This is a genomic window from Desulfovirgula thermocuniculi DSM 16036 (assembly GCF_000429345.1).
Classification (GTDB): domain Bacteria; phylum Bacillota; class Desulfotomaculia; order Desulfotomaculales; family Desulfovirgulaceae; genus Desulfovirgula; species Desulfovirgula thermocuniculi.
Genome location: NZ_AUBR01000068.1, coordinates 1 through 12864, shown reverse-complemented (window position 1 = coordinate 12864; position 12864 = coordinate 1). Strand labels below are relative to the sequence as shown.

Sequence of the window (12864 nt, the reverse complement as noted above, 5' to 3'; positions counted from 1 at the left end):
ATAAAGATAGTTTCGGACCCGCTCGACGCGAAGGTCTGCGTGTGCGACCCGGCCAGGGCGATGCTTGCGCCCAGGGGCATGCCGCTCCTCGTCGTGCGCTCGGGTTCCGTGTCCGACCTCGCGGCGGCCATGTCCAGACCGGACGCCAGCCTGGTGGACAGGGCCGGGCTGGCGGAGGCGGTGCGGAGGGCGCTGGCGGAAGAGATGCCCGGGAATCCGGAAGGGGGGCGGATCGGCATTCCCGCCCCGGGCCTGGGCGAGGTCCTCCGCGACCCCCTCACGGGCTGCTACACCCGGCGGTGCTTGGAGGTGCTCGACCTCGATCCGCCCTGCGCGGTGGTCTTCATCGACCTGGACGGCTTCAAGGAGGTCAACGACACCCTGGGCCACGACGCCGGGGACGGGGTGCTTGCGGCCTTCGGGGCAGTGCTCCGGGAGAGCCTGAAGGGCAAGGACGTGCCCATCCGCTGGGGCGGGGACGAGTTCGTGCTGCTGCTCCCCGGTACGGCCGGGGCCGACGCCGAGAGGGTGGTGGACGGCCTGCGCCGTGCGTGGCGGGAGCGCGCGCCGGACACCGGGGACCTGGAAGTGGGCTTCTCGGCGGGCGTGGCCGAGTGGCGGGGCGGCCCGCTGGAAGCCGCGGTAAAAGAGGCCGACAGGCTGATGTACGCGGAGAAGAGGACCAGGAAGGAGCGGGAGGCCGCCCGCACGGGGGCGCCGGAGGGGAGGCGCGCACCGCGCCGGGAAGGAAGGCCGAACGTCTACGTCCTCCCGGGCAGGAAGGTGGAGGGCGGCGTGGCGGTGCCGGAGCACGGTGCCATCTATGTGGCTTGTCCCGGAGAGCCACCCGCTGCGGGTCGGATTGCTGCCGCCCTGGCGAGGCAGGTCCCCGGCTCGGCGCTGGTCTGCGCCAGCGGGACGTCGACCGCCGCGCTGGCGCTGGGGATGAGGCCGGAGGACCTGGTGCTCTCGGACTGGCGCGTGCCCGGTTCCGACGCGCCGGTGAGCTTCGGCGGCGTGGTCGTGTGGCCCGTCGACCCGGGCAAGTTTCTGGGCGCACGGGACGTGCCGCCGCACGCGCTGGTGAGCCAGATCAGGCACCGCTTCCCGCTCGTGGTCGTCGACTGCGGGGGCGACCTCTCGCTCTGCGCGGGTGCGCCGCGCGACGCAGCGGTCGTCGTCGCCAGGACCGGCGGGGAGGCGTCCGACTGGGTGGTGGAGCGGTGGCTGAGGGACTACGGCGGGAACGCGCTGGTCGTAAGGGCCGGGGAGGAGATCGCCCTGGAGGGGGTAGGAGGCGGGTTCCTCCTGCGGGCCGGGGAAGCGGCAGCCCGGGACAGGCACCCGCGGAAGCTGTAGGAGTGGTGGGACCCGGCTTCAGCCGGGCTTTTTTGGAGGGAAGGTGGATCTATGTGAACCAGGGCGGGCCGGTTGGAAAAACGCGATTTGGCCACTGGCCCAGAGTCGGGGATTGGCGGGATCTGGAGATGCAAGTCCTTTAATAAGCTGCTCTGTAGGAATAATAAGAAGCATGTCCTTCAACAGGTAAAGCATTTTTTTCAAAGCAGGATCACATCCCAAGCCGATAAGTTTCTTAAAGTATTCTGCTTGACGGCTCTTGTAAGCTTTCCACTGAGCGCGTTTTTTGCTTCCCGTCACATGGAACTTCTTTCTTTGCTAGCCGGACTACCCGCTCTAATAATCTGCTTGGGCTTGCTTAAAGAGTTTTTGTTGCACGGAATATTTGAATCCTTTTTCGTCTTAATTTACCTGATAGGCGGGTGGGTGGCATTTTACTTTGTTTGGCTCGGAAACACTCGGTAGCAAACCAAAGCAACTGTCCTTTTGATGGAATTTTTGCAAAAAACAACAAAAGCCTTCGCAAGTATTTCGACAAAAACTGACAGTGTGCGAACTTGCCTGTTTTGAACCGGGCTTTTCTTTTTGTAGGGGAGCTAGAAGCAGGTGGTAGCCGCAAACTCTTGCCAATCGAATAAAGATTTGGTAGACTAGCGTTTTCATCTCTTTGGCATGGAATACCGAGCTTTCCAGCGCTATTTCCGGAAATTCCCGTCCCAGACGCCCGTTTTGGTCAAAAATGGTCAAATACCGCCCGAAACAGCGCTTGCTAGCACTGGTGTTCGGTGGTAAGGTAAAGTCAAGGAACGTCAAAGTCAAAATGTCAGTTTTGGTCAAAAAGTCGCTAGAAGGGCGGTGGCCAGAGATGGAGAAACCGAAGCTGGAACTGCTCAAAGTGGCGAAGGACACGCAGCATCACTTCGCCCTGCCGTATTCCTATTGGCGGGAGCTGAAGGAGCGGGGCCACACCCACCTGGCTGTGTACCGTTGCGGCCGGGCACTGGTGCTGGTGCCTGCAAGCGTCGAGGTGGACGGGGAAGCCCTGGGGGAGGTGAGGAAGTCAATGGAAGAGGGGCGGCCAGGTGGTGTATAATGGAAAGAAAAGGTCGGTGCAGTAGCGGATGACGGGAGAGTTGCAAGAAAAACTCCTGCTGGTTTCGGAACTGAAGAGGAAATTGGACGGGTTCCGCCCCTTCTCCCCTGTGCAGGCCGCGCGGCTCAGGGAGTACCTGCTGGTGGAGTGGACGCACCACTCCACCGCCCTGGAGGGCAACACCCTCTCCCTGCGGGAGACGCGCCTGGTGCTGCTCGACGGCCTGACGGTGGGCGGTAAGACCCTCCGGGAGCACTTGGAGGTCGTGGACCACCGGGACGCCGTGGAGTGGCTTGAGGAGGCGGTGCGCGGCGGGGTGCCGCTCACGGAAGGGTTGGTGCGCGAGGTCCACAGGCTGGTGCTCAAGTCCACCTTCCCCGGCGAGGCGGGGAGGTACCGCCGGGGCGGGGTGCGGATAGCGGGCAGCCGACACGTGCCCCCGGCGGCGGGGGACGTCCCCTCCCTCGTGCGTGAGATGGCGGAGGAATACGCGGGGAGGGCGGGCGAGCACCCGGTGTTGCGGGCCGCGTGGCTACACTGGCGGCTCGCCTGGATACACCCCTTCGCGGACGGCAACGGCCGGACGGCGAGACTCCTGATGAACTTCTCCCTGATGAGGGACGGGTACCCGCCCGCGGTCATCAGGAAGGAGGACAGGTTGCGGTACCTGGACGCGCTGGAGGCGGCCTCCATCGGGGGCGACTTGGAGCCGTTCGCCGAGCTGGTGGCAGAGCGGGTTCACGAGAGTCTTTTGCTGTATCTGGAGGCGGCAGGAGTGCGGAAGCCGGGCTAGCACCGCAGAGGTAGCTGGAGCGAGATCTTGAGAAAAGAGGTGGTGGGCTTGCCGCCATTGTTTTGGTTCTACCTTTCGGTCATCCTGCTGGCACTTATCGTCATCTTCATGCCTGGTCTGCGCCCGCCGATGTAGCCGCACTTCCGGGGTACACGGCGGGCGGGGCCGTCCCGCCAGAGCCGATCGCGGCGGGGTCGGGGCGCGGAGTTTTCCGGCGCCCGATCGGTCATCCCGTCGTCTTCACTTCCGGCGCTCTTTTGGCAAATCCAGAACCGAACTGGAGGTGGTTTTTCCCATGCGCAGAGTTTTTGTGCTGGCGCTCGTTTTCGCCTTGTTACTAGCTCTTGCCACGCCCGCCTTCGCAGAGATGGAGTACCGCTTTACGGACAGGAAGGCCATCTGGACCGACTTCGCCTGGGGCAAGAACGACATAATCGAGGCCATCGACTTCGAGCTGTACAAGGGTTATCCCGACAACACCCTGCGCCTGGGCAACGACATAACCCGCGCTGAGTTCGCGGCGGTCCTGGCCCGGTGCATTGACGTCTCCGGCGATCCCGGCCCGAACTGGTACGACTCCGCGGTGGACGGCCTGGTGAAGCTGGGCATCATCCCGGGCAAGTCCGGCGACTGGGACGCGCCGATAACCCGCCTGGAGATGGCGCAGTGGCTCGGCAGGCTGGCCAGGGTGTACAACCTGCCGGAAAAGGACTTGGGCGCCGCTTTTAGCGACACCTACGACGAGGACGCCCTGCGCGCTGCTCGTGCGGGTCTGGTGAAGGGTGTGTCGGCTGGCGTGCTCGGCGCCGACCAGCACCTGAACAGGGCGCAGGCGGCGGTGCTGCTCTTCCGGGTGGCGAGGAGCGTGGACACAAACCTGCCGACTGACGAAGAGCTGATCCAGGCCGTAAAGGAAGTTGCAGAAGATGTAAACGCCAATGCCATGGACTTTGAGGCCCGTCGCAATGTGGATCTGAGCTTCTATGACCAGCTGCCTTATAAGCGCGTAACCCGCACCTACTTCGAGGGCGCGCGGAAGTTCATGTATGCGAACAGGGACAACGGAAGGAAGAATGTCCGCGGAACCGTAAAAGAGGCGCGGATAGCCGAAAAGCACAACTCCATTGCCTATGTGGTTGCTAAGGTGGAAAACGAAAACGGCTATAAGGGCTACACCGTTTCCCGCTTCAAGAAGATAGACGGCCGCTGGATGATGACCCAGGGCGGTTCGCCGCAAGGTAGCAGGGGAGAATGGAAGATAGTGGAGAGCGTTGGCTGGTAACCCGGAAAATAGTTCCACAAAGAGGGGTGATATGCCGTGCGCAGAAAAGCCTTTTTCGGGGCTTTTCTCTTTTTGTCCGTTATCCTGCTGTTGGTGGCGGTATCTCCGGCGCTGGCATCCTGGGAAGGGGGCGGGTATACCCAAGGCGACCCCCGCGACAGCCGTGCGCCGCGTAGCGTAGATGACGTTACCATGTACGTCCGCCAGGTGCCGCTCTTGCTGGTGAATCCCTACTCGCTGCGCTACCAGGAGGTGGAGGGCACCCAGTTTGCCGACATCTACCTGGACGACGTGGACGTGGTTTGGGCGGAGCAGTGGACGAAGCCGGGGTGGGCGGATGAAGAGACGCGCTTCGGCCTGGCGGCCCTGTACGTCCCGGTCAACCCCGGCATGGTGCCCGCACCCAAGGGCGGGCACGACTGGGTGCTGGTACCCTTCTCGGCCCTGAAGGATGAAAACGCGCGCGAGCTCATAGAGGACTGGACTGTGAGCGGCGTGATGGAGCAGTTCAGGTTGTACGACCCGTCGAAGCAGGTGGTGTGGGCGGCTGATGCCGTGCCCGCCATGTGGCTGGAGGTGCCGCTGCCCTCCAGGGATGCCCTCCTGGCGCAGGGCGCGGGCATAGGGGGCGCCCTGGAGCAGAAGTGGAAACCTTACTTCGGAGACCCCGTGATTTCGGCGGACGGTAGCACCACGTATTACCGCGTGGCCAACGTTTTCCAGCAGGGGGCGACCTACGAGTACCACCTGCTCATTGACCCGGTGGACCAGAACCGCAACTACGAGTACGCGGCGTTGAGCTTCCCGCTCCGCGACGAACCCACTCCTACCGGCAAGGGTTTTTACCGCGGCAGGGAGTGGGCGCCTATGCTGGAGAACAGCAATCCCGGTGCGGTGCCAGGCTTCATCGGCAAGGTGGAAGCCTGGGCCAACCTGAAGCTGGAGGGGCCGGCGGAGGTTGTGGGTTATCCCGGCGAGGAGAAGGAAGCGGAATTCACGGTCATCAGCGAGTGCGCCTCTGATGTGGCGACCGACCTGGGGACGTTGCGCGAGGGGGAAAAGCGCTACATGGTGGCCCTTGCCGACCTCTCCGTGCCCGCCAGGGGCAGGGCACCGGCGAAGCTGAAGTTCAAAGTTGAGGGCCAGCCCTACACGGTGCGCGTGGCGGTGAACCCCTTCAAGAACGTGCTGGAGACTTACTACAACGACAACTACGTGGACGTGGTGGTGAAACCTCTCCCGCCGGACTTCTACATCAAGATCGACCCGCACCAGGTGAAGGCACAGCCGGGCCAGGAGCTGACCTTCGCGGTAACGGCGGGACTCAAACCCACCTTCCCGCAGCCGTGGAAGGCGCTGGTCAGGGCATTCCACGTGGTGAACGGCGTGGAGTACCCGGCGTCGCTCACCCTCAACGGTGTGCCTGTTGCTCCCGACCAGCCGGTGGAGTTCCAGCCGGGTGAGGAGAAACAGGGTACGGTGGCGGTGCACGCGCAGAACGTCGGCACGACCGTGGTGGTGAAGATAAACCCGGTGGACACGTCCGAGGACGCCGACTGGAGCGACAACCGGGACGAGGCACAGATAACCACGCTGGTCGACGTGGCCGTGAAGGTCTGGCCCATCAAAGATCCCTACGTCATGAGCTGGTACTCCTCTTCGCTGACGCCGGGCGTGAACGTCCGGGTTTACCGGAAGGACTATGGCGAACCCGTATCGGTGAAGTTGACGGTGGACGGCCCGGCGGGCCCGAAGACGTTCGATTTCGTTCTGGCGGGCGGTGAGTCCAGGACGGTGCAGTATTACTTCACCGTGACGGGCGGCGGCGCGTGGACGGTGAGCGCCGAGGCGTGGCCGGTGCCGGGCGACCTGGAGTCCTATCTGCCTGACAATAGTGCCTCGGCGCAGGTGACGGTCATTAAGAGAGAACCGCCGCCGACCGGGTCGAGGGAGCCGGGCATCCACGGGGAGCTGGGGGACTGATTCCCCCGGCTTTCTTTTTTTCAGGGGGTGTGTTTCTTGCGCTTCAAAGGGGAGGGCGGTTCCACGCTCATCGAGTTCGCCTTCGCTTTCATCGTCTTTTTCGCCTTTCTGTTCGGCCTCCTGGGGGTGACCCTCTGGGGCATAGGGGGTTTCTTTGTGCAGGAGGCGGCCTACGAGGCGGCGCGGGAGTACGCGGTGACGCTGGACGAGGGGGCCGCGCGTGAGCTGGGAGGGTCCGTCCTGAAGCGGTGGGCGTACCTCTTCATTGTGCCCGGCTCCGTCTCGGTCGAAGTCCGGCGGGAGGGCGACAAGGCGGTGGCTGAGGTGCGGGCAAAACCCAGGGTGCGGCGGCTCTACCTGTACCAGATGCCGGAGCTGACCAGGCGGGCCTCCTGTACGCTGGAGTACAGGTTCAGGAATCCGGGAGAATTTTCAGGTTAAAAGGTGGTGACGCGGGTGTTCTTAACCCCTATAGGTTCCAATCTGGTCGTTTTTTGGAGCACTTTCATCTGTGCGATTATCATAATGACCCTTTTCTGTACATTGGTTTTTTCAGCACCTGGTTCGCCTGACTCCGTTATAAATTCCGGGCTAATGAAGTTACTGTTCATTGCAGTAGGAATCTTCCTGGCAGCACCGGTGGCTGTTGCCTTTATTCTCTGTATAGTTTCAGGTATCTACTCTGGCGTAGCCGATTTTCTGAAAGCGCGCAAGGCTTGGCTCAATCCCTCTGCAAAAGGCGTTTGCGCGCTGAGGGTTTTTACTCGTGCAGGGGGCGAGCTTTGGGTTGTGTGGCTTCCGGGTTTAAGGAAGCGTTTTGGGAATAGGGTAAAAGAAACGGTGTTCGTTTATCCCTGCCACGGCTGGATTTCCGGCGGTTTCTGGAAGGACAGGTTCGGTGACCCGGAGGAGTGGAGGGATGAGGTGAAATACGCACGTGGTGGCAGAGATACCATCGTGGCTCTGGAGTACTCCCATGAATTGGAAATGGAGTTGAAAGAACTTGGCTACAAACAAATGGAACTGGAAGATTTCAGGGAAGCGGTTCAAAAGTGGAGAGCCCGGATGGATTCCGTGCGGACCTGGCGGGTGGAGAGGCGGCAATTTTGGACCGACCCTTTCTGGCAGAAGATAGCCCGTCTCCTGATGTGGAGTAGAGGCGGCCTGTCGTGGCGAAGGCAAAGGCGGGCGGTTCCAGACTGTTGGACTGCGGGAGTGGTGCGAAGGGGGCAAAATGATGGTGCTGGGTATTTTAAAGGGTAAAGTTTTCAAGTCGCAGGTAGAGAGAGAAAAAGGCTCCGTCCTGGTCGAGCTTGTCATGGCCTGCCTGGTGCTCATGGTGTTCTTCTTCGCCTGCGTCGAGGTCGCCTGGCTCATCCGCGACGACGTGTACCTCCAGCGGGTGGCGAGGGACGCGGCGCGGGAGGCTGTGCTGGCGGGGAGCCTGGACGCGGGCTACGCCAAAGCCGCCGACCGGGCACAAATGTACTTCGGAAGCAATGCGGGGGACGTTCAGGTATCTCTGGAGCGGTACGATGCCCCGCAGAGGCACAGCGTGACGTGTGTGGCCAAGTACCCCCACAGGTTTTTCGGGTGGTTTTCTAAGGATATTCTCGGGGGAAAGGGGGTGACGCTGAGTGCGGTGGCAACGTTCGGCTGGTGGGACTTCCCGCAGGATTACGAGTGACGAGTCGGGCGCCGTGCTGGTCCTGATGGCAGCCGTGTGCGTGGCGCTTACGTTGCTTTTCGCGGGCGTCTGCGAGTTCGGCAGGTTCCTGCTCGTGCGGGAGCAGACCCAGACGGCGGCGGACGCGGCAGCTCTGGCGGCGGCCACTTCCGGTGTCCACCGGTGGGTGAAGATAGATGTGGTCACCGACCGGGGGGAGGAGGAGCACTGCGACGAGGACAGCTGCTGGTGCTCTTCTTGCGGCACGGTGAGGATTGCTGGCATCGTCGGAGACGAGAGGCGGCTGATCGACGAGGACGGCTGGCGGGACTTCTGCGTCCCGCCGTGCTCTTGCGGCGGGGACGACTGCTGGTTCGAGATCGACGACCGCTGGGTGACCTACGACATAACTTCCGGGGTGTGGGGTACCGACTGGGCGCAGATCAGCAGGCTCGAAGCCGACCTGACGGAGGCCGTGCGGCAGGCCCTGGCGTGGAAGGCATACCCGTACCAGGGGACGGTTTCCGCCATGCTCTCCGGACGTAATTTGTACGGTATAAGAAGCCTGCTGGCGAGCTTCTCGGACTGGTGGTCCGCCTGGAAAGACGTTACGGGGTGCGGGGAGTGCTGCTCCGAGTGCTACTGGTGTGGCGGTGAGTGCTATGAATCCTGCGAGTGTTGCAATATATGCTACTCGGAAGCGAGCGCGGCCTACAACAAGGTCTCGGGCAAACTCGGGTGGGTCGACAGGGTCATCAACCAGATCAACAGCATCAAGTGGGCCAACAGCCGCGGCGGCCCCGCGGCCATGGAGATGTTCGCCGACGACGCCGCGCACGCGTTCTTCCTTGCGAACTACCCGCCCCACGCCGAAAGTTCCTGGATATGGAAGCTGATGGTGCATGCCGCCCGGAACGACCCCTTCTACCCGTCGGTCACCGTGTACGGCCGTTCGCTGATTGCCAGCCTCTTCCCGGGCCTCTTTGGGGTATTTCCAGACAGCTACGCCACCGACGTCTGCGCGCAGGGCGACACCTTCTACCGCGACCCGGCGACGCAGCCCGGGAGGCACTACGGCAGCCTGAACGACGTGGGCAAGTGGGTAAAGGCACCGCCGCAGGCGTGCTGGCAGGATTAAGGAAAGGGGGTGCTTAATTTTGGACGCCGTTTTTGCTGCCTCGCTTCTCGCCGCGGGAGCGGTGGCGGCCCCCGCCGTGGCGAGGTCTGTCCGCGTGGAGAGGGAGAGGGTGCACGAGGTGCTGTGCCGCACCGGCGTTAGGCTGGTCTCCGAGGAGGAGAGGACCGCGCTGGGGCGGAAGCTGGCGGAGGCCGGGCTGTATGACGTCAGCCCGGACTGGTTCGCCGGCCTGCGCTGGGCGCTGGTCGGGGGCTTCGCGGCGCTGTGCCTTCCCCTCCTCCTCTTCGGGCTGGACTTCTTCTGGGTGGTCTTCCTCGCGCCGGTGCTGTACGTGTTGCCCGGGGCGTGGCTCGATTCCCGCATCTCGAGGAGGAAAAGCCAAATACGCCTCTCCCTGGCGGACTTCTCGGTGCTGTTCTCCACGGCGCTGTCTGCGGGTGCGGATGTGATGCTGGCGCTGGAGGAGGCGGCGAAGTGCGTTGGAGGTCCGCTGGCGGAGGAAGTGAGCAGGGCGCTCAAGGAGTGCCAGACGGGCGGGAGCGTGACGGAGGCGCTGGTCGGGATGGCCGAGAGGTGCAACGTGGACGAACTGCGCGGCCTGGTGCGCGCGGTGGTGCAGTCCTACAGGTACGGCGCGCCGCTGGCGGAGTCCGTGCGCGCCCACGCCGAGCGGATGCGCTCCGCGCGGCGCTTCGAGGTCATGGAGGCCGCCGGTAAGCTGACCGTGACCATGGTTGTTCCGGTGCTGCTCTTCATGCTCCTGCCGTCAATGCTTGTGCTCTTCTACCCGGCGGTGGTGCAGCTCATGCAGGCGTTCGGCTTCTAGAGTATCACCCGGCCTTTAAAGGCCGGTTTTCTTTTTTGTGTGGAGGTCTTAGCGGGAAAGGAGGTGGACGGGTAGATGTTGCGGAAGCTGGTGTCCCTGTTGGCGGACGAAAGGGGCTCGACCTTCATCGAGTCCGGCCTGTGGATTGCCGTCGTAGTGCTGGTTATGGCTACCGCAGGTTACAACCTGGCCAACACTATGAAGGGCAAGTTTGCGGAAATTCAAACCAACGTCTCCGCGATTCCTGTACCCAAGATCCAGTAGTGTTGAGAGGGAGCGGAACATATCCGCTCCCTTTTCGTTTTTTAGGAGTCTTTGGGCAAGGAGGTGAACCGGGATGCGCGAGCTGCTCAGGAAAGCCAAGGACGCTGTTGCCGCCTTCGCCCGCGACGAGTCCGGCGGCGCCCTGTCCGAGTACGGCCTGCTCATCGCGCTGATCGCGGTCGCCTGCATCGCGGCCATGATCTTCCTGGGCAAGGCCATCGCTACCAAGTTTAAGGATGTGGGCACCCAAATCCAGAACGCCCAGCCGGTGCAGTAGGGGGTTGCCATGTCGCATTATCGCTGGGTCAGCTGCTTCTTCTTCCTGGCGGCCTTCGCCTGGCTGCTCGCGTGGGGCCGCGGCGCCCTGGTTGTTCCGGGCGCCGCGGCCGCCCTCGCCGGCACCGCTTTTTCTGCGCTTTGCTGGGAGGAGCTAGCCGCGCTGGTTGGAATCGGAACTGCGTCCGCCAGCTTTGCGGCCCAGGGCTTCCTGGGCAGGTGCGATGGCTGCATTCTAGCGGCCCTGTTTTTTGCCCTGGGCGGCCTCGCTGCCGGGGCGAGCGTGTTCGCCCGAGAAGGCGGGAGCGTGCTGAAGGTTGCCGTAGGGGTTTCGGTTTTCCTTCTCCTGGTGGCGGTGGCCTTTTTTGTCCGCACAGAGCTGGTGCCGGTAAGCAGGGAAACTCCCGATATCCCACGTGCCGGGGCGGAGGCCGGTCCTCCGCAGAGTTCCAGCGGGTCTACCGCTGGCGTGGAGGGCGGCGCTTCAGGGAAGGCGCTTCTGTATTTTTCTCCTTTCTGCCGTAGTTGCGACGAAGCCCTCTCCGCCGCGATCCGCTGCGATCCTGACGGGGAAAGGTGGGAGCCTGTTGTCGTGCCTGAACTGGCGTTCCACGCGGGCGAAGAGAAACTGACTGCCCTTGGGTACAGGGGAAAGGCAGGGGTTTCCGCCGCTTCACCGGCGGGGAAGGTTCCCTGTCTTGTCCTGCCGGACGGCAGAATCTTGACGGGAGCGGGGGAAGTGACCGCCTGGTTCCAAAAAGCTACTGGAAAGGAGTGAACTTGAGAGGTGCTGAGGGGTTTGAAGAAGCACGCTCCCATGCTGATTTCGCTCATTTTTGCCGTCGCTTCCGCTGTGTTGATTTACCTCTCCGTGCAGGCCACGCGCCCGACCGTCCCCGTCGTGGTGGCCGCACAGAACATCTCCGTGGGCCAGGAGATAACCAAGGAGAACGTCCAGGTGAAAAAGATGCCGGCTGAGGCCGTGCCGCGGACGGCCTTCCGCGCGGTGGACGCCGTCGTGGGCAAGACCGTGACGGCTGGCCCCGTGCTGGCGGGCGACATCGTGAGGGCCGAGCACGTGTCCACCGATGGCGCGCTGGTCGCGGCGCTGCGCACGTTCGCCCCCCAGGGGTGGGTTGCGGTCGAGTTACCGCCCGACACGGCAGTCGGGATGGCCGGCATTCGGAGGGGCGACGTGGTCGACGTCTACGCGGAGGTGCCCGCCGCGCAGGGTACCTTCACGGGTGTCGTGGCGAGGGACGCCGTGGTGCTCTCCACTCCCTGGACTTCGGCGAGCAAGGACGAGAAGGGCAAGTACTACGTGCTGGCGGTCAGGCCCGAGGAAGCGCAGGCAATTGCGGCTCTTAGCGTGAGAGGCAAGAGGGCCGCCATCGTTCTGAAAGGGGGCAGGCAGTAGGTGCTGGGTAGTTTCTGGAGCAGTACTGTTTCCGAGCGGGGCCTTCCGGCGGTCCCGCTGTCCCCCGGCGATCTTGAAGGCGAAGCAGAGGTGGTGGGGTTCTTTTCGCCCGCTCCTGGGGCGGGCGCCGCCACCCTCGCCTGCCTGTGCGCCCTGCACGCCGCGGGGGAGGGGCGCAGCGTGGCGCTGGCCGACCTCTGCCCCCGCGGCAAGGTGAGGGCGTACATGGGCCTGACCCCGGACGTCTGCCCGGCGAGCGTCCTGGACATGGAGGGGGTGGACGTGCCGGAGGAGGTGAACAAGGCGGGTGTGCTCCACCCGCGGGGGGTCTTCGTCGTCCCGAGCGTTGCGCGGACGCTGGACGCCGCGCAGATCGACACGCGGCTTTCCATCAAGGCGGTGTCTCTCCTCAAGAGGGCCTTCGACCTCGTCTTCGTCGTCCTGGGCCCCCTCTACGGGAACGGGTGGGCCGTGGCGATGGTCTGCGACCGGCTGTTCGCCGTCGTCAGGCCGTGCAGGGTGGACCTGGACCTGTACGTGGAGGATGCGGAGTTGCTGGAGCGGCTAGGGTGCGGCGGGAAGACCCGCGCGGTGCTGAACCAGGCGACCCTGCCGGGGGCGATAAAGGAGGAGGACGTCAGGAAGGTGCTGACGCCGGGAGTTGTCCTGCCGTTCCTCCCGGAGGTGCAGGCCGGGAGCAACAAGCGGTACCTCGTGGTCTCGAAGAGGGTCAGGAGACTTCTTTCCCCCTTCTTTTCCGGGGGCGG

General features: G+C 63.5%; 16 protein-coding genes. 15 read left to right on the top strand and 1 reads right to left on the bottom strand.

Annotated features, from left to right (window positions below; translation table 11 throughout):
• Window positions 1–1359 (top strand): GGDEF domain-containing protein (locus G454_RS20540; protein ID WP_156896796.1); only part of this gene is annotated, 1359 nt, incomplete at its 5' end.
• Between the two features lie 18 nt (window positions 1360–1377).
• Here the strand turns inward: G454_RS20540 and G454_RS21540 are convergent.
• Window positions 1378–1659 carry a hypothetical protein gene (locus tag G454_RS21540; protein ID WP_156896795.1) on the bottom strand — a complete coding sequence of 94 codons (282 nt, stop codon included), beginning with the start codon at window positions 1657–1659 and terminating at the stop codon, window positions 1378–1380.
• Between the two features lie 565 nt (window positions 1660–2224).
• Between G454_RS21540 and G454_RS0113140 the strand changes: the two genes are divergently transcribed.
• From G454_RS0113140 to G454_RS19190, 14 genes are all read left to right on the top strand, one after another.
• Window positions 2225–2452, top strand: a complete 228-nt coding sequence (locus G454_RS0113140; RefSeq protein ID WP_027718978.1) for a hypothetical protein — start codon at window positions 2225–2227, stop codon at window positions 2450–2452.
• A gap of 40 nt (window positions 2453–2492) precedes the next feature.
• Complete coding sequence (locus tag G454_RS0113135) at window positions 2493–3245, top strand: Fic family protein (RefSeq protein ID WP_281168476.1); 753 nt, start codon at window positions 2493–2495, stop codon at window positions 3243–3245.
• 295 nt (window positions 3246–3540) lie between these two features.
• The gene (locus G454_RS0113125; RefSeq protein WP_027718976.1) at window positions 3541–4527 is read left to right on the top strand and encodes an S-layer homology domain-containing protein; all 987 of its coding nucleotides are present in this window, start codon (window positions 3541–3543) and stop codon (window positions 4525–4527) included.
• Between the two features lie 72 nt (window positions 4528–4599).
• On the top strand, window positions 4600–6510 hold the full coding sequence (locus G454_RS0113120; RefSeq protein WP_211230101.1) for a hypothetical protein: 1911 nt from the start codon (window positions 4600–4602) through the stop codon (window positions 6508–6510).
• A 36-nt stretch (window positions 6511–6546) separates the two neighbouring features.
• Window positions 6547–6951 carry a TadE/TadG family type IV pilus assembly protein gene (locus G454_RS0113115; protein ID WP_027718974.1) on the top strand — a complete coding sequence of 135 codons (405 nt, stop codon included), beginning with the start codon at window positions 6547–6549 and terminating at the stop codon, window positions 6949–6951.
• A 3-nt stretch (window positions 6952–6954) separates the two neighbouring features.
• Complete coding sequence (locus tag G454_RS0113110) at window positions 6955–7773, top strand: hypothetical protein (RefSeq protein ID WP_156896794.1); 819 nt, start codon at window positions 6955–6957, stop codon at window positions 7771–7773.
• A complete protein-coding gene (locus G454_RS0113105) occupies window positions 7748–8197 on the top strand; it encodes a TadE/TadG family type IV pilus assembly protein (RefSeq protein WP_027718972.1) in 450 nt (149 codons plus the stop codon). The genes G454_RS0113110 and G454_RS0113105 overlap by 26 nt, the downstream gene beginning before the upstream one ends.
• A complete protein-coding gene (locus G454_RS0113100; RefSeq protein ID WP_027718971.1) occupies window positions 8148–9314 on the top strand; it encodes a TadE/TadG family type IV pilus assembly protein in 1167 nt (388 codons plus the stop codon). The genes G454_RS0113105 and G454_RS0113100 overlap by 50 nt, the downstream gene beginning before the upstream one ends.
• A gap of 19 nt (window positions 9315–9333) precedes the next feature.
• Complete coding sequence (locus G454_RS0113095; protein WP_027718970.1) at window positions 9334–10140, top strand: type II secretion system F family protein; 807 nt, start codon at window positions 9334–9336, stop codon at window positions 10138–10140.
• Window positions 10141–10215: 75 nt separating this feature from the next.
• Window positions 10216–10404, top strand: coding sequence for a hypothetical protein (locus tag G454_RS0113090; protein WP_027718969.1), 189 nt, complete (start codon window positions 10216–10218; stop codon window positions 10402–10404).
• A 73-nt stretch (window positions 10405–10477) separates the two neighbouring features.
• Window positions 10478–10681, top strand: coding sequence for a Flp family type IVb pilin (locus G454_RS0113085; protein ID WP_035107856.1), 204 nt, complete (start codon window positions 10478–10480; stop codon window positions 10679–10681).
• 9 nt (window positions 10682–10690) lie between these two features.
• Entirely contained in the window at window positions 10691–11458 is a 768-nt protein-coding gene (locus G454_RS0113080) for a glutathione S-transferase N-terminal domain-containing protein (RefSeq protein ID WP_027718967.1), read from the top strand.
• 21 nt (window positions 11459–11479) lie between these two features.
• Entirely contained in the window at window positions 11480–12097 is a 618-nt protein-coding gene (gene cpaB / locus G454_RS0113075) for a Flp pilus assembly protein CpaB (protein ID WP_027718966.1), read from the top strand.
• A partial coding sequence (locus tag G454_RS19190; protein ID WP_035107854.1) for a CpaE/TadZ family protein occupies window positions 12098–12864 on the top strand: 767 nt, incomplete at its 3' end.

What these genes read in the sequence shown, in the direction of transcription:
- G454_RS0113140 (WP_027718978.1), top strand. Translation starts at nt 2,225, where the DNA reads ATGGAGAAACCGAAGCTGGAACTGCTCAAAGTGGCGAAGGACACGCAG.
- G454_RS0113125 (WP_027718976.1), top strand. Translation starts at nt 3,541, where the DNA reads ATGCGCAGAGTTTTTGTGCTGGCGCTCGTTTTCGCCTTGTTACTAGCT.
- G454_RS0113105 (WP_027718972.1), top strand. Translation starts at nt 7,748, where the DNA reads ATGGTGCTGGGTATTTTAAAGGGTAAAGTTTTCAAGTCGCAGGTAGAG.
- G454_RS0113090 (WP_027718969.1), top strand. Translation starts at nt 10,216, where the DNA reads ATGTTGCGGAAGCTGGTGTCCCTGTTGGCGGACGAAAGGGGCTCGACC.
- G454_RS0113085 (WP_035107856.1), top strand. Translation starts at nt 10,478, where the DNA reads ATGCGCGAGCTGCTCAGGAAAGCCAAGGACGCTGTTGCCGCCTTCGCC.
- G454_RS0113080 (WP_027718967.1), top strand. Translation starts at nt 10,691, where the DNA reads ATGTCGCATTATCGCTGGGTCAGCTGCTTCTTCTTCCTGGCGGCCTTC.